The sequence below is a fragment of the Paenibacillus yonginensis genome (assembly GCF_001685395.1).
In the GTDB taxonomy this organism is placed as follows: Bacteria; Bacillota; Bacilli; order Paenibacillales; family Paenibacillaceae; genus Fontibacillus; species Fontibacillus yonginensis.
Window position 1 is genome coordinate 3,910,878 of sequence record NZ_CP014167.1, and the last position, 15,161, is coordinate 3,926,038.

Genomic DNA, 15,161 nt, shown 5'->3' on the forward strand with positions numbered 1-15,161 from the left:
CTCCTTTTTGTTTGTGAATTTATTTATATTTTTGTTGAAACAGAGAATTCTGTATTCTCCTGAGATGGACACGTCAAGCTTTACCAAGGGACAGTAGTGTCTTTATGAAAGAAACCTCCGGTTGGCCCATCTTTAGTGATGGAAGCGAGCAGGATACTGGTTTCAGCGCCGGCCGCTTCGTCCATATCGGCATACTGGCCCCCCAGTTCCGTACGAACCCAGCCTGGGTGAACGGAATTAACTTTAATGTTAGTGTCTTTCAATTCAGCAGCCAGATGGATCGTGAAAGCATTCAAGGCAGCTTTGGACGCATTGTAGGCAAACGTTTTAATTGGATAATACGGGGATGATGGATCTGCCTGGACTGCCAGGGAGCCCAAAACACTGGACAGATTTACGATTCTGCCGCCTTCCGATCTGCGGATCAGAGGAAGCAGCGTTTGTGTCAATTCAATGAGAGAAAAGAAGTTCACCTCAAACGTGTCACGCAGATTTTTAGAGGAAAGGATGCTGGTCCGGTTGACCGTCTGAACAGAAATACTTTCCTGATCTAACAGGACGCCTGCATTGTTAATCAGGATATCCAGCCGGCTGAAATTGTCCTCAAAATAGCGGTATGCTTCTTCGTGATCCCTATGTGCCGTGACATCAAAAGGAATACTTACCGCCTGCAGTCCTTCTTTCCTTAACTGGTCCGCAGCCCCGTAGGCTTTCTCGGGGTTACGGGCTCCAATGACAACCGTTGCGCCTAGACGGGCCAGACCTCGGGCAGTCTCCAGGCCGATTCCTCGGGCACCCCCTGTAATAAAAGCAATTTTTCCTTGCAAATTTGTGGTATTCATAAATTTAATCTCCTATCTTTTTTATGGTTCGGGTTAACTAACCCGATCTCTTTTCGGGAACGATCATTCTATTTCTTTCGAAAAAAAATCACTTCATTTTTGTACTGAATGTATCAGTAATGCCATAATCTGTTCTAATTTCTCCTTAGGGACGGAAGTGCGTGCCATCACCCGCAGTCCGATTAAAGTGCTGTGAATATATTCAGCAAGGTCCTCAGGATGATAAGAGGCCTTGAATTCGCCGTTTCGCTGGCCCTTAATCACGATTTCCCTGATTAGATCTTCCGTTTTCCTGAAGCCCTCCAGCGTCTTGGCATCAACCTCTACATCTCTGACTGCGAGCTCGGCTGCCGTGTTGACCAGCAGACAGCCCGGGGGCATTTCTTCATCCCCGATCACCATAAACCGGAGTACAAAGACCAGTGCATCTGCAGCCGTTTCATAACGCTGAATTTCCAAACTCAGCGTTCCGTTAATCGTTTCGTCAAAACGATCCATGGATTTAAGGAACAAAGTGTGTTTGTCACTGAAGGTATCATAAAGGCTTCTTCGGTGAATCCCCATATGCTCAACAAGATCGTTCATCGAAGTTTTCTCGTAGCCCTGCTCCCAAAACAGCCTCATCGCTTTATCCAGAACGGTTTTTTCGTCAAATTCTTTGTTTCTTGCCATTCATGTCCCCCTTCCCTTATCCGCCTGAATGACTGGAGACACCAGTAAAAATTCTCTTAAAACGCCTTCTGTCAGCTGATCGCCAAGGCTGGTTTGGGTGTCACACTCAGCCATTCTACGGCCTCATCCCAATCCGTAAAATTCTCCTGTAAATAAGGCAGCGATCCGAGGCCGCTGACCGTGCGGGTGACGCTAAGCTTGGCAACCATGCTGGCCGGTTCCAGCATTGCCAGCCGGCGAAGTCCACTCTCATAAGCCCGGCGGACAAAGAATTCGCCGATCCAGGTTTTGTCTTCAGCTTTGATAGCCGATCCCTGCCGGGTGTCCATCAGCACTCTGCTGCCTCCCATCTGTTTAAGAAGCTCTGCTCCCTGCAGCAAAATGGATTTGAATTCCTCGCCGTAAGCAAATCCCTTCCACTCCACCAATACACTTTGCAGGTTCTCATCCCAGGACACTACCCCATGTTTTGATTCAAAATAAAGCATCTCACCCAACTCCTTAATTTTTTGAGAATGATCGTTCTAATTTTTGTCCTTTCTATCTTGTTTCTTGCTGTTGAATTCAATATAGCATATCGGGAACGATCAGTAAAGAATTATTTTTTACCGATCGTTCTCGATTGCTGATTGATATGTTACTTCCTTATTTTGAAACTTATGAATCCTAAAAAAACAGCCCTATCAAGGACTGTCCCTTTTATCGTTTCCAGGTTTTATTTCTTCTTTAAAATATACATCGACAGCTCGGCGATCCGCTCCAGCTTTTCTTTCGGCGTAGACGTTCGAGTCAAAACTCGGAGCCCTACCAGGCTGTTATGCAGCACCTGGGCCAGGTCGTCTGCTTCTATTGCTGTAGTGAACTCACCCTTTTCTTGTCCCCAGACCACGATTTCTTTAATCAGACGTTCAGTATCCGAGAATCCTGCCCGGGTCTTCACATCCACTTCCATATCCCGGACCGCGAGCTCAGCAGCCGAATTGACCAGCATACAGCCCGGAGGTGTATCCTCATCGCCAAAAATCATGTACTTGAACAAAAATTTCATCGCATCCTCAGCGGTTGCGGACTCTTTAACTCCAGCAGCCAACCTGCTGTTGGTTCTCTCCGCAAACCGGTCAAAGGCTTTTAGAAAGAGTGTATGCTTATCTGTAAAAGTGTCATACAGGCTTCTCCGGTGGATACCCATATGCTCAACCAAATCACTCATGGAAGTTTTCTCGTAGCCTTGCTCCCAAAAAAGCTTCATGGCTTTGTCTAAAACGACTTTTTCCTCAAATTCTTTGCTTCGTGCCATTTGGATTCCCTCCCGCTCCCATTTTAGCATAGGAGGGCTCCTTTTTAAAACGATCAGTAAAGAATTGCTCTATACAAAACAAAAACCCGCTTCTATGACCCTTCGAAATAACAATCAGGTTCATTCAGATCTATTGTCAGAACTTTGCTTATACGAAATGGGCGTAATAAATCCCTAAGTTCGTTGTATTTCTAATACAGATTAAGAAGTATAATTCCTTCCCAATCCCAGCTCGGTCAACAGCTGCCGGTAAGCAATCGATGTCCTGTCCGCCGGGATGTGCGCTTCGGCCAGCAAGTCGAGAGGCAGCTCCTCCGGTGTCTGAGCCTCAACCATTTCCCGGTCCTCGCTGAACACCTTCAGGTTGAAGTCGATGATCTCCTGCACCGGTGTATCCTTATCAAAGTTGCGGCAGATCGGGCTGAACAGCCGCGTATATTTCGCCGATACCGGTGAAGCGCAATTCAGGATGCAGAGGCGGCCATCCGCCGGGAAATAGACGGTCAAAGATGCCGCAAACGGCGGGAATACACGGAATTCGCGCAGCCACTGGAAGCCCTCCGGCGCTTCATGCAGCTGGCTTTTCCCGTAATTGCTGACCGTGCTCCAGTATTCGACGTGCAGCCCGCCGTCCTCCCGGGTAACGGCATACTGCGGAACCTCCGTGTTGTTCCGGTCTCCAAACGTCTCCGTATGCACATAAGCGAAATGGGAGACATCCAGGAACCCCTCCATCTGGCGGCCTGCCGAGCCCGCTATATCAAAGCTTGGCGGCAGAACCTGCAAATAATCGGGATCGTCCCAGTGGGGAAATTCCGGGATCTGCGGCTGCTCCGCTTCCGCTTCGGGCGACAGACAGGTCCAAATCAGGCCGTAACGTTCCACAGCCGGGTAAGTGAACAGCTTCAGCTTGGGCGAAATTTTGGCGCCGGGATGGGCCGGGACGGCTGTACACTTGCCTTCGCAGTTGTAACGAAAGCCGTGATAAGGGCAGACAATCTCCCCGTTCTCTACCCAGCCTTTGCTGAGCGGAGCCCCCCGGTGAAAACAAAGATCCCTTGCTACAACGACCCTGTCTCCACTGCGGTAGCAAACCAGCTTCACGTCGAGCAGCTTGACGGCAAGCGGCTGATCCTGACGAACGTCACCGGCCAAAGCTACCGGATACCAAGAGCTGCTCAGTACCAGCCAATCCTCTTTCGTAAAGGTGCAATTCTTCGGATAATCCCTCAGCAAGAGATTCTCCGTGTTCAGCTTCAGCATTTCCGGCGTCATCAGCGCCACACTCCTTTGCGTATGATCGTATTGTTGTTAACTAACGAAGGCCCCGGACATCGCTGCCATAAGTGACCCCAAGCTCACCCAGCCATTTCCGGTAAGCAATGCTGACCCGGTCTGCTTTCAAATGCAGTTCAGCCTGCAGATCCAGCGGCAGCTCCTCGGGCTTCTGGTTCTCTACGATAAAAGCATCCTGCTCAATAACCTTCTGTTGGAAATCCCGAAAAAACGAATCCGGCTCATACAGCGCATAATTGCGGCTGACCAGGGCAAATACGGTTGTCTTCCGCTCATCCTGCGGCAGAACGGTAAACAAAATGGACAAAATCTGCTGGTTCTCATAGTTCACTTTCTTGAGCCTGGCCGTCATCGGCCGGAGAATTTCGTAGGTGTAATAGAGCGTCGCATAGTTTCCGGAGCCGTCGGCATCGGCATAAATGGCGATTTCATCGGAGACGTAACGATCCTCCTTCCAGTGAACGTGATAATCCGGAATTTCAGGAAAATTGGAGTCGCCGAGCAGCCCTTCATGTACAAAAGCGAGATGGCCGGCATCCAGAAAATTCTCCACCACACGCGGTCCGGCCCCATGCAAAACAAAGGGCGGAGCTTCTACCGTCCGGAAAGCGGGATCATCGAACTCTTCATAGAAAGGGACGGGCCTTCCGGTTTCTTCGGCGCTGCCGTCAAGATTGACCCAGACAATGCCGTATTTCTCGGTACAGGCGTATACGATCGCTTTAGCCTTTGGAGGGATGGTCTGCTGCGGGGGCTGCTGGGGGATCTTCACACACTTTCCGTCACTGCCGAAACGCCAGCCGTGGTAGGGACAAACGATACAATCGTCTGTCACCTTGCCAAAAGACAGCGGGGCGCCGCGGTGAATGCACAAATCCTTGAAAGCTTTAATCCCTGAAGAAGTACGGAATAACACAATCGCTTCCTCTAAAAGTGTAACCTTCACCGGTTTATCCGCAATATCACCGGCATAAGCAACAGCGATCCAATCCTTGATCAAGACGGGGTCCTGAATCATCCGTATTCCCTCCTTTTAAGATCATATCTGCCTTATAACTAACATCTTATGATACTTTATTACATGAAAAGAAAGTTTTTATCGTATATTACCTGCTTTTCTGGTTATTGGCTAATACATTTTATGTTGATCGGCGCAAAAGGATTCTTATCATTGTCAGGTAAACTGACACAAACACATTATGACGGTCAAAAAATATAGGACTAAACACGCCAAAAAAGGCCTCTCTCCGTTTCGGAAAGAGACCTTTAGCCGTTGTAGAGGTGCCACAGGAGGGAGGCACATCGTTCGGAGCTGCCTTTACCAGCGAATGCTGCGGATCAAGGCAATCAGCTGTTCCCGCTCAGCAGCAGGCAGCCTCCACTCCCGGACTTCGCTGACAATCCGCTCCAGATTCGTGTACCCTTTAGCCAGCCCGTTCAGCCGGGCAGACAACGTGGAGTCAAGCAGGGCTTCCATGGACGGATACACCGTGCGGAGTTTGTCCAGCGCATCCGGAAATCTAGCCAAATAATATTTCTGATGCCGTTCTTCCGCCGGATAAAAAACCTTGAAGGCTGCCACCTCGGTCCCCTCCGGCCGGCTGTCGCCGCGGGCCTTGCGCTCCTGCGCGACCCGGCTGATCGCTTCCCGCTGCCGCTCGCTTCGGGGCAGCAGCAGGGACAGATACTGCCGCCCTTTATAATCATTGATATTTACCGGATTATGATGATCCCAGAACAGGTTCAAAAGCTGATCATAAGTGATAACGGAAGGGTCAAACCTAATCTCTACCGATTCTGTATGGTCGCCCATTTGGTGATAAGTCGGCGCCTCAGCCGTGCCCCCGGCATAGCCGGTGCGGGTGCGCACTACGCCTGGCAGCTGACCAAACAAGGCTTCAGGGCTCCAGAAACACCCCATGCCAAACACGGCCGTCTCCAGAGGAACCTCAGAGCCCGGTTTCGCTGATTGCCGCTTCTCAAGTTGGTCAAGCTGGAAGTGGCGGCTCGTTTCAGGCATTGCAATCCCTCCCTGCGTATTCAGGTTGTGTTTATACAGCATTGTACCTGATCGGCCTGGGAAAACAAAACCCGGACGTCAAACGTCCGCTACCCCCTCAATACACCGGCCTCTGCGCGGGTTGGCGGAACCATGCCAATAAACTCCCGCCACGCTGACAGGAGTTTCAACTATTTTTACAGATTTCATATAAGATCAATGCCACTGTTACTCCTCCAGCAGCCGCAGCACTGTCTCCAACAGCACGTTGACCCCTTTCTCGCAATCTTCGCCGGAGGTGAATTCCTCTTCGCAGTGGCTTTTTCCATTCACACTCGGCACAAACAGCATCACCGACGGAAGGAAGGAGGCCACGAACTGGGCATCATGCCCCGCACCGCTGGCCATTCTCTTGTAACTGTATCCAAAAGAGCGGGCCGCTTCCTCCAAATGTCCGCAGAGCTCCGGCTTGAACCAGACCGTATCCCGTCCCCACAGCTTGGTTGCTTTGACTGTACATCCGCCTTCTTCCCCAGGAAGCTCTTGAATGATTTGCTCTACCCTGCGGACAACGTCTTCTTCCTTATGCCGGGCTTCTACCGTGAACACAACCTTGTTCGGAATCACCGTATGGATGCCCGGATACACGTTCACCCGCCCCATCGTGAAGACCAGCTCCGGATCCAATACGCCAAGCCTGCTTCGCAGCAGAGTGACCAGATCATTAGCCGCAAAGAAAGCATCCTTCCGCATCTCCATCGGTGTCGTGCCCGCATGGTCCGATTCGCCGGCAACCTCGATCTCATAACAGGCCATGCCAACAACAGCTTCCACAATACCGATCGACAGCCCCTCTTTCTCCAGAACAGGTCCCTGTTCGATATGCAGCTCCAAATAGGCGCGGGCTTCGCGGAGCCGGTGGTCCGGCGACCCCAGGTAACCGCCATCCTCCAGTGCCTGCCGGAAGGTCACTCCATCCGCATCGCGCTTATCCAGCATCTCGTCCCGGTCAAATTTACCGGCCAGCACGCCGGAGGCCATCATGGAAGGCTCAAACCGGGCTCCCTCTTCGTTCGTAAAATTCATAACCGTAATCGGAATCTCCGGCTGAATCCCCGCATCCACCAGCGTCCGCACCACTTCCAGCCCGGCAATGACACCCAGCACGCCGTCGAAACGGCCGCCTTTCTTGACGCTGTCCAAATGTGAGCCAATCACGATTGGCTGGGTTTTACGTTTTCCCTCAAGCGTAGCGTACATACAGCCCAGATCATCTGTTACCACCGTCATCCCCAGCTCCTCGCAGCAGGTACGGAAATAAGCACGGGCCTGCAAATCCTCCGGACCCAGGGAAAGGCGGGTCACCCCATTTGCCGGCGTCCGCCCAAACTCGGCAAAGGTTTCTATCGTCTCCTTCAATCTTGCTCCGTCCACGAACAATTTCTGCCGCTGCATGCTCTCATCCCCGTTTCATCCTATTTCCTTCTATCATAAAACGAACGGGGACGTTTGCCATTTGACAAACTGTCATAAATAAACGGCGGCAGGGAGCAAGGTATGCGACACGTCGAAGCACCGAATGTATCTCTCTCGCTTAAACCTCCTTATCTCTGAAACACAAAACGGGCGCCGATTCTCCGGCGCCCGGTCAAATAAACTGCTTATTATACGAGGAATCCTCGTCATACACGTCACCCGCGTCCCAGCGCCTTCAGCTTCTCGTTCAGCCGCTGGAACGTGGCTGCCAGCTTGTCCTTCGGAATTGTGCCGAAACGTTCGCCCAAGCTGACCTCATAAGAGCTGGTTTGGTCGTCATAAGCATTCACGTAATATGCAATCGCCACGCCCGTTTCTTCGGTCAGTTCGATCAGCAGCGGCTCCACCTGCTCCTTCGGATGGGCGATATGAACATGGAACATGTTCGATACCGGCACCTCCGGCAGTGTCTTGACGGCCTCGCAGCCGTTATACAAAGCCGCCAGCTCTTTGGCATATTCGTAGTAACGGGCCATGCGGCCGCCGTATTTTTCATAATAATAATCCGCACTGATAATATAAGGGTAAAGGCTGATCAAATCACCGCCATGGCGCCGTTTCCAGACCACCGCTTCCTGCGTAAAATCCTTATCTCCCGCCAATATTGCGCCTGCGACGCCGCCGATGCCTTTGTAAAAGCTTACATAGACGCTGTCGAACAAAGCGCAGACCTCTGCTGCTGTCTTCTCGTAATAAGGCAGAATCTCCAGCAATCGCGCCCCGTCCAGGTGCAGCCTGATTCCGTTCTCGCGGCAGTAGGCGCTGATCGCTTCCAGCTCCCCGAAAGGCGGAAGCTGCCCGCCGATTTCACGCTGCGGCAGCTCCAGCAGCAGGCAGGAGATGTCCTCCTGCAAGGCTTTGATATCCTCAAGCGTAATCAGGCGGTCCTTGTCCGCCAGCAGCAGCGGCGTAATATGGTGGAGCTTCTTCAAGCCGTCCTGCTCGTGGAGCTCTAAATGGCTGAGCGGATGGTAGGCTACCTTCGGCAGATCCCTACGGTCGCACCAGATCCGCAGCGCGATTTGCTGGGCCATCGTCCCGCTTGGGAAAAACACGGCCGATTCCTTGCCAAGCAGCTCCGCCATCTTCCGTTCAAACCGCTCGATCACTTCGCCTCTGCCGTACATATCGCTCGCCTGGCTGACGTCTACCTGCTCCAGAGCTTCCTTGAGCACTTGAACGTTCCGCGGTCCATGCCCGTCCATAATCCATTCCGCCCCGGATATGGCGTCCGCCAATGTTGTCGGTTGCTGTGCCATCTTCTCCTCTTTCCCCTCTATAGAAAACCTGACGTTTTCTTTTATTAGCCAGTATAGCACGCGCGATCAAGCCGGTCCACCTTCGTTAAGGATAAATAAACTTTAAGCGCGAAGACTCTCCTGCTCGCGGTAATAAGCGCCCTGTTCCTCCAGGAAAACACGCTGCATGGGATAAGCCAGCCGGATGCCTTCCTCCTCCAGCACCTGCAGCAGCTCAAAGTTGATCTCCTCGCGAATATCCAGATATTCGCTCCATACGGTAGTTTTCGTAAAGAAATACAGGAAAATGCCCAGGCTCTGCTCCTTAAAATCCGTAAAATTGACCATAATCGTCACCGGATCAATATGCTCGTTATGCCGCAGCAGCTCTTTCATCCGGGCAACAGCCCGGTTCAGCGCGGTTCGATCCGAATCAAGCGCCACATCCAGGGTAAAATTAACACGCCGCTTGCCCATTTTGCTCCAGTTCGTTATCGGCTGATCCACCAGCTTCGCATTCGGCACGACCACAACCGCCTGGGCAAACGTACGGACCTGCGTGCTGCGGAAGGTAATATCCTCCACGACGCCTTCTACGGACGGCGTCAGAATCCAATCGCCTTTGGAGAAAGGTTTCTCGGTAATAATAACGATGCCTCCAAAAATATTGCCAAGCGTGTCCTTGGCGGCCAAAGCGACCGCCAGACTGCCCAGACCCATGCCGGCGACAAGTCCATTCACGCTAAAGCCCCATTCGGAGCCGACCAGTCCGGCCGTAATCACGGCCACAAGAAACCGCAGCACTTTAGACATAAAAGGAATCAGCATGCTGGTATCGTCCAGCTTGAGCTTTTTGCTTAGATCCACCAGCAGCACCGAAGATTGAGCCGAAAGCTTGTAAGTGCCCCAGCCCAGCAAAATAATCATCGCACTGCGGAAAATCGCGTCCAGATGGAATGCCGTTTCCAAACGCGGGACAATATAAGTTCGAATTGCCAGATAAATGCCCAGCACAATAAAAAAGACCCGGAGCGGCTTCTCGAATGCCTCCAGCCAGGCCGCTGTTCCGCCGGATGAATGGACTCTGCTGCGCCAGAAAGCAAACACCGATTTGGCAAACACCCTGCTGAACAGCCAGAAGAACGCTAAAATCACTAAGGAAATCGCTAAATCCAGCCACCTAAAGCTTTCTAAAAAGCCGGTTGCCCACTCCCAAATGGCCATATCCTAACACCTCCAATTGAAAATGAGTTTCTATTGTAACATATTGGCCTTAGCCGTTTCACCTCTGCAAGGTGAAAAATCTCGCTCGCTGTGCTACAATACTGGAATTGCAACATCTTAGGGAGGGTATTCGAGCGTTATGCTTATTATTGGTATTGCCGGCGGCACCGGCTCAGGAAAAACTACGGTAGCCCGTTCCGTAATCGACCGTTTGGGATCGGGTAAAGTGACTTTTATATCGCAAGATAACTATTACAAGGATCATTCGCACCTCAGTTTGTCGGAACGCGAATTGATCAATTATGACCACCCGTTTGCGTTTGACAACGAGCTGCTGATCGAACACCTGAAACAGCTTAAGTCCGGGAGCCCGGCACAGGCTCCGGTTTATGATTTCACCGTACACGGAAGATCCACGGACAAATCCGTTGAGCTTAAGCCGAATAATATCGTTATTATCGAAGGGCTGCACGTCTTGTCCGACGAGAAGCTGCGCGAGCTGCTGGACATCAAAGTATTTGTGGATACCGATCCCGACGTGCGTATTCTCCGCCGGGTGCTGCGGGACATTGAGGAACGCGGACGGACGATCCAATCCATTCACAACCAATATTTGACCACCGTGAAGCCGATGCACGAAGCTTTTATCGAACCGTCGAAGAAATATGCGGACCTGATTATTCCGGAAGGCGGCCATAACGAGGTCGGCATTCAGCTCCTGGCTATTCTGACCGAAAAATATCTTTCGGGCGACCGAGCCTGGGGCGAAGCTTAAGCTTTAAAGCAATCAAATAAGGCCATTCATTCAGCCAAGCTGCCGGATTAATCCAGCGGCTTGGCTTTTTTTATGCCTTTTGACCCGCTGGGCTATTCCTTTTCCCATGGTCACCAAAACACTTAGTTGCAAACCAAGCCGAGACGGATTTATAATATAAAATATCCCAAAAGTAAACAGGTGTTCACTAATGCAAACCCAAAAAGAAGAAGTCCGGGATGCCATCCTGGAAGCCGCAACAACCGAGTTTAGCCAGCATGGCTATGCGGAAGCCTCTATGCGCCGGATTGCCAAAGAAGCTGGCATGACGACCGGCAACATTTACCGCTATTTCAGCGGAAAGGAAGAGCTGTTCGACGCGATCGTAGGCCCGGTCTACAGCCAGTACAGCAGTTACGCCAGCGAATATCTCCAGGCGGTGGATCTGCACGTTAACACCGACGAGAATGCCACCAACGATTTCTGGCAGCGTGTGGAGGACGCCCTCGTCGGCTTGCTCAAAGCTTCGGGCACCGGGCTGATGCTGCTGCTCTGCCGCAGCGAAGGCTCGAAATACGAAAGGATCAAGCAGGAAATTACGTTATTCTTGGACACCCTGCTGCTAAAAGTGTTTGCGGCGGCCAAACCTAACGGAACCCTTACGGACTATGAACAGCGCGAAGTAAAAATGATCAGCTCCACTTTAATTGAAGGCGTCGTGCTCATTATTCGCGACAACCCCGAGCCAAAGACGCTCGGACTTCTGACGGATCGGCTGATCGCCGTTTATTCCGGCGGAATTGACCAGCTGCTGGAGGAGTACAAAGAGAGAGAAGGAGAAAACCATCATGCGTAAAATAATTCAGTGGCGCTGGCCGCTTCTTGTCCTGTGGCTGGCGCTGGCGGTTGTGCTGACCGTGATTTCGCCGAATGTTAATGACATTTTGCATGAGCGCGGGCAGGATCCGCTGTCGGCTGACAGCCCCTCCAAAGTAGCGGGCGAGCTGCTCCAGAAGATGAACAAAACAGTGGGCCGGAGCGATCTTGTGATCTTCTATGATGCAGATAAGCTCTCCAATGAGAAAATGAGCAATATTGAAGCCGGGGTTCAAGCCTTGAGGGATCAGAAAGAAAAACTCGGAATCACCGATCTGATCGACCCTTTCTCCTCGCCTGAAGCCAAATCTTCCCTGGTGTCCGAAGACAACACGACCTTGATGGTTTCGTTCACCCTGGACATCAAGGGCCGCAGCGTGGACGAAATCCAGGATCAGCTCGATTCGGCTCTGAAAGATGTTAAAGTAACCTATTATCTGAGCGGCGAAGATTTTATCGAAAATGATTATCTGAAGGCTTCCACCGCTGGAGTGGAGAAAAGTGCGGCTCTGACCGTTATTTTCATTCTGGTCGTGCTGATTCTCATGTTCCGTTCCGTTGTGGTTCCTTTTGTTTCGCTGGCGGCGGTCGGGGTGTGTTATCTAGTATCCATGGGGATCGCCGCACAGGTCATTGATAAGCTGAACTTCCCGGTAACCAGCGTTACGCAGATGCTGCTGGTGCTTATTCTATTCGGGATAGGCACAGACTATAATATCCTGCTCTTTAACCGTTTCCGCGAGGAATTAGCCCATGGGAAATCCACGGACGAGGCGATTCTGATCTCGTACAAAACGGCTGGCAAAACGATCTTCTACAGCATTCTGACGATTTTCTTTGCATTCGCCTGCCTCAGCTTCTCAAACTTCGGGATTTACAAATCGGCCAACGTAGTTGCCATCGGCGCCGTGATCCTGGTGCTTGAAATCTTTACGCTGACGCCGTTTATTCTGAAGGTCCTTGGACCGAAGCTTTTCTGGCCATCCAAAAATGTCAACGGACACAAGGAAAACCGCCTGATGGGCAGTCTTGCGGCTTCATCGGTCAAACGGCCTTTTATTACCGTAATCGCCATTATCGTATTGCTTGTCCCTGTATTCCTGACCAGCGGCCAAAAGCTCTCCTTTGACCAGATCGCCGAGCTTGGCGACAACTACCCGTCCACCAAAGGATTTGGGCTTGTCGCGGAGCATTTCACACGCGGCCAGGCTTTGCCGACCACAGTGGTCATCGAAGGCAAAAATAAACTCGACAACAACGACGCATTTGGCGTCATTGACAGCTTAACGAACAGCATCAAAAAGCTCCCCGGCGTCAAATCGGTCTCCAGCGTGACCCAGCCGCAAGGGGAACCGATCGACGACTTCTACATCAGCAGCCAGACAGCTGAAGTGACCAAAGGCATCGACGCTTCCAAAGACGGTGTCAACCAGGTCAAGAACGGTCTTGACCAGATGCAGAACGGCCTGACCGGCACCGAGGATTTCTCCCAGGTCGCGCAGCTGGTCAGCGGTACAGCGCAGGTTAAAGACGGCTACGAGCAGATTACTTCTGCACTGAACCAGGTATCGTCCGGTGTAGGCGATGGCGCTTCGGGCGCCGAACAGCTCGAGGCGGGTATTGCCAAACTGCATGACGGCATGAAGCAAATCACGGCGCAAACCGGCAAGCTGTCCTCCGGTTTGAAGCAGCTGCAGCAGGGTTACACCTCCGCCCAAAGCGGTTTCGACAAGCTGGCCGCTGGTCTGCCGGATGTGCAAAGCGGCCTGACCGCCATGAACGGCTTGATCGACAAGCTTGGCGCAAGCCATTCCGAGCTGCAAAGCGATGCGGATTATACAACGCTGAAGGCAACCGGCCAACAGCTGTCTACCGCGCTTGCTTCGATCAGCAGCGGCATGACGACGCTGCAGCAGAATTACAAGCAGCTTAACTCCTCCTTCGCCAGCGCAACCGGCGGCTTAAGCCAGCTTGACGCTGCACTGGACCGCATTTCTAGCGGGCTGGGCGAACTCGAGCAAGGCGCCGGCAAGCTGGCTGACGGCCTGAAGCAGGGCAGCTCCGGCAGCAAGGAAATCGCCGCCAACATGGCTAAGCTGAATAAAGCGCTCGGCGATATTCAGAATGGCCAGGAGCAGCTGAACAACGGGCTCGGCAAACTGTCGGGCGGGCTGGGCCAGCTGAAGACGGGACTGCAGAAGAGCAGCCAGGGACTCGGCGACATCTCCGACGGACTGGGCAAAACAGCCGGCTTCCTGAACCAGATGGGCACAACCAAAACGTTCTTTATTCCTAGCGAGGCGCTTTCGAATGAATCGTTCCAGAAAGCCGAAGACGCCTTTATGTCCGAAGACCGGACTTTAACGAAAATGATTGTCATCCTGAATGAAGATCCTTATTCGCCTGCAGCACTTGATATTATTGAGAAAATCAACGATACCGTCGATACCGGCCTTGCCGGAACGGTTCTGGACGGCGCCGTACACGGAGCTACAGGACCAAGCTCGACCACGTACGACATGAACAAAGCTCAGGTGGCTTCCTTTAACAGCACCGCGGTTATTGTCATCATCAGCGTGTTCCTGGTTCTGCTGCTGGTCATCCGTTCCTTCTGGCCGGCCGTATACATCGTATTGTCGCTGGTGGCTTCCTATTATGTAGCGATGGGAGCCTCGAAGCTCGTTACGGAATATATCATTGGAGCGGACGGCGTTTCTTCCTTTGTTCCGTTCTTCTCCTTTATCATCATCGTGGCGGTCGGCGTCGACTACAGTATCTTCCTTATGATGCGTTACAAGGAATACGGCGTGCTAGACCACCGCGAAGCGATTGTCCGCTCGGCCCGCGGCGTCGGCGGCGTTATCATCTCCGCGATGATTATTTTGGGCGGTACCTTCGCCACACTGATTCCGTCCGGCCTCGTGCTGCTGATCGAGCTCGCCGCAGCGGTCATCGTTGGCCTTGTGGTCCTGACCTTCATTCTGCTGCCGATGTTTGTACCGGCCCTAATGGCCGTGCAAGGATTCCTGCAGGATAAGCAGGCCAAAAATCAGGAATCGCACGAATAAAACGAAGTTCAGTTGACCAAAAAGCAGTCTGCCGGAAATTCCGGACAGACTGCTTTTTTCATCCCATTGCCGAGTTGTGGACTTGGAGCCGGATGTTCTGTTCATTAACAATTAGTTCCCTTCGTCTGGAACAGTCTGACCGCAGCAATCCTCAGAAGCGAGATGATCAACTCAATAAAGCCCATCATATACAAAGCACACTTCCAGGTGGAATCCAATTATTCTACGAGTAAATTGCAAGCGGATTAGGCCAGGAAGGCTTTAGAACCGTTAAATAGACCCATTTTCATAGAACAAACGCCCCACCTTCCCATAACCTCCGAAGACGATTGTCTCTCTGGGAATCGGGTAATGAAATA

13 protein-coding genes are annotated in these 15,161 nt (G+C 51.9%); 3 read left to right on the forward strand and 10 right to left on the reverse strand.

Annotated elements, in window-relative coordinates; translation table 11 throughout:
• Positions 1-80: 80 nt before the first annotated feature.
• From AWM70_RS17810 to AWM70_RS17855, 10 genes are all read right to left on the reverse strand, one after another.
• On the reverse strand, positions 81-842 hold the full coding sequence (locus tag AWM70_RS17810; RefSeq protein ID WP_068698640.1) for an SDR family oxidoreductase: 762 nt from the start codon (positions 840-842) through the stop codon (positions 81-83).
• 93 nt (positions 843-935) lie between these two features.
• Positions 936-1,514, reverse strand: a complete 579-nt coding sequence (locus tag AWM70_RS17815) for a TetR/AcrR family transcriptional regulator (protein WP_068698642.1) — start codon at positions 1,512-1,514, stop codon at positions 936-938.
• Positions 1,515-1,585: 71 nt separating this feature from the next.
• A complete protein-coding gene (locus tag AWM70_RS17820) occupies positions 1,586-2,002 on the reverse strand; it encodes a hypothetical protein (protein WP_068698644.1) in 417 nt (138 codons plus the stop codon).
• A gap of 227 nt (positions 2,003-2,229) precedes the next feature.
• A complete protein-coding gene (locus tag AWM70_RS17825; RefSeq protein ID WP_068698646.1) occupies positions 2,230-2,811 on the reverse strand; it encodes a TetR/AcrR family transcriptional regulator in 582 nt (193 codons plus the stop codon).
• Positions 2,812-3,012: 201 nt separating this feature from the next.
• Positions 3,013-4,086 carry an aromatic ring-hydroxylating dioxygenase subunit alpha gene (locus AWM70_RS17830; RefSeq protein WP_237167751.1) on the reverse strand — a complete coding sequence of 358 codons (1,074 nt, stop codon included), beginning with the start codon at positions 4,084-4,086 and terminating at the stop codon, positions 3,013-3,015.
• A gap of 40 nt (positions 4,087-4,126) precedes the next feature.
• Entirely contained in the window at positions 4,127-5,125 is a 999-nt protein-coding gene (locus AWM70_RS17835) for an aromatic ring-hydroxylating oxygenase subunit alpha (protein WP_068698648.1), read from the reverse strand.
• Between the two features lie 300 nt (positions 5,126-5,425).
• Entirely contained in the window at positions 5,426-6,127 is a 702-nt protein-coding gene (gene msrA / locus AWM70_RS17840; RefSeq protein WP_083180405.1) for a peptide-methionine (S)-S-oxide reductase MsrA, read from the reverse strand.
• Between the two features lie 207 nt (positions 6,128-6,334).
• Positions 6,335-7,561, reverse strand: coding sequence for a Zn-dependent hydrolase (locus tag AWM70_RS17845; RefSeq protein ID WP_068698650.1), 1,227 nt, complete (start codon positions 7,559-7,561; stop codon positions 6,335-6,337).
• Positions 7,562-7,797: 236 nt separating this feature from the next.
• Positions 7,798-8,901: a threonine aldolase family protein gene (locus tag AWM70_RS17850; RefSeq protein WP_068698652.1), complete on the reverse strand. Its 1,104-nt coding sequence runs from the start codon at positions 8,899-8,901 to the stop codon at positions 7,798-7,800.
• A 102-nt stretch (positions 8,902-9,003) separates the two neighbouring features.
• Entirely contained in the window at positions 9,004-10,104 is a 1,101-nt protein-coding gene (locus tag AWM70_RS17855; protein ID WP_068698654.1) for a mechanosensitive ion channel family protein, read from the reverse strand.
• Between the two features lie 139 nt (positions 10,105-10,243).
• Here AWM70_RS17855 and udk point away from each other — a divergent pair, with 139 nt between their 5' ends.
• The 3 genes from udk to AWM70_RS17870 all read left to right on the forward strand — a co-directional run bounded on the left by udk (position 10,244) and on the right by AWM70_RS17870 (position 14,802).
• Complete coding sequence (gene udk / locus AWM70_RS17860; protein WP_068698656.1) at positions 10,244-10,879, forward strand: uridine kinase; 636 nt, start codon at positions 10,244-10,246, stop codon at positions 10,877-10,879.
• A 190-nt stretch (positions 10,880-11,069) separates the two neighbouring features.
• Positions 11,070-11,714, forward strand: a complete 645-nt coding sequence (locus AWM70_RS17865; RefSeq protein ID WP_068698658.1) for a TetR/AcrR family transcriptional regulator — start codon at positions 11,070-11,072, stop codon at positions 11,712-11,714.
• On the forward strand, positions 11,707-14,802 hold the full coding sequence (locus tag AWM70_RS17870) for an MMPL family transporter (protein ID WP_068698660.1): 3,096 nt from the start codon (positions 11,707-11,709) through the stop codon (positions 14,800-14,802). Before AWM70_RS17865 ends, AWM70_RS17870 begins: the two co-directional genes overlap by 8 nt.
• The last annotated feature ends 359 nt before the right edge of the window (positions 14,803-15,161 follow it).

Excerpts from the sequence above, each read along its gene's own strand:
- AWM70_RS17845 (WP_068698650.1), bottom strand. The coding sequence starts at position 7,561 with ATGCAGCGGCAGAAATTGTTCGTGGACGGAGCAAGATTGAAGGAGACG.
- AWM70_RS17815 (WP_068698642.1), bottom strand. The coding sequence starts at position 1,514 with ATGGCAAGAAACAAAGAATTTGACGAAAAAACCGTTCTGGATAAAGCG.
- AWM70_RS17835 (WP_068698648.1), bottom strand. The coding sequence starts at position 5,125 with ATGATTCAGGACCCCGTCTTGATCAAGGATTGGATCGCTGTTGCTTAT.
- AWM70_RS17820 (WP_068698644.1), bottom strand. The coding sequence starts at position 2,002 with ATGCTTTATTTTGAATCAAAACATGGGGTAGTGTCCTGGGATGAGAAC.
- AWM70_RS17870 (WP_068698660.1), top strand. The coding sequence starts at position 11,707 with ATGCGTAAAATAATTCAGTGGCGCTGGCCGCTTCTTGTCCTGTGGCTG.
- AWM70_RS17850 (WP_068698652.1), bottom strand. The coding sequence starts at position 8,901 with ATGGCACAGCAACCGACAACATTGGCGGACGCCATATCCGGGGCGGAA.
- msrA (WP_083180405.1), bottom strand. The coding sequence starts at position 6,127 with ATGCCTGAAACGAGCCGCCACTTCCAGCTTGACCAACTTGAGAAGCGG.
- AWM70_RS17855 (WP_068698654.1), bottom strand. The coding sequence starts at position 10,104 with ATGGCCATTTGGGAGTGGGCAACCGGCTTTTTAGAAAGCTTTAGGTGG.
- AWM70_RS17810 (WP_068698640.1), bottom strand. The coding sequence starts at position 842 with ATGAATACCACAAATTTGCAAGGAAAAATTGCTTTTATTACAGGGGGT.
- AWM70_RS17865 (WP_068698658.1), top strand. The coding sequence starts at position 11,070 with ATGCAAACCCAAAAAGAAGAAGTCCGGGATGCCATCCTGGAAGCCGCA.
- AWM70_RS17830 (WP_237167751.1), bottom strand. The coding sequence starts at position 4,086 with ATGACGCCGGAAATGCTGAAGCTGAACACGGAGAATCTCTTGCTGAGG.
- udk (WP_068698656.1), top strand. The coding sequence starts at position 10,244 with ATGCTTATTATTGGTATTGCCGGCGGCACCGGCTCAGGAAAAACTACG.
- AWM70_RS17825 (WP_068698646.1), bottom strand. The coding sequence starts at position 2,811 with ATGGCACGAAGCAAAGAATTTGAGGAAAAAGTCGTTTTAGACAAAGCC.